The organism is Bartonella sp. AA86SXKL, from assembly GCF_042196885.1.
Genome location: NZ_JBHIRE010000187.1, coordinates 628 through 915 on the forward strand (window position 1 = coordinate 628; position 288 = coordinate 915).

1 protein-coding gene is annotated in these 288 nt (G+C 40.3%); it reads right to left on the minus strand.

The window, feature by feature from the left end; genetic code table 11:
• Window positions 1–153, minus strand: a 153-nt coding sequence (locus ACFIO5_RS10870; protein WP_375705408.1) for a ThiF family adenylyltransferase, incomplete at its 3' end; no start/stop codon positions are given.
• Window positions 154–288 lie beyond the last annotated feature (135 nt).

Genomic DNA, 288 nt, shown 5'->3' on the forward strand with positions numbered 1-288 from the left:
AACAGGAGCACCAAGACCGCCTGCGCCAATAACCAGAACACGTGCAGCTTTGAGCTTTTGTTGTCCCACACCACCAATTTCAGGCAAAATGATGTGGCGTGCGTAGCGTTCGATTTCTTCATTGCTTAATTTTGTATTAGCTTCTTGTATCATAGGCTTTCTCTTGTCATAGTTCTTTTATAGTTTACTAAGTTTATGGCGCATAGACCAGTCCGCTTTCGGTTATAGGGAGGTTTTATTTATGAAGATTGCCATTCAAATGGATCATATTTCAACACTTCAAATTCA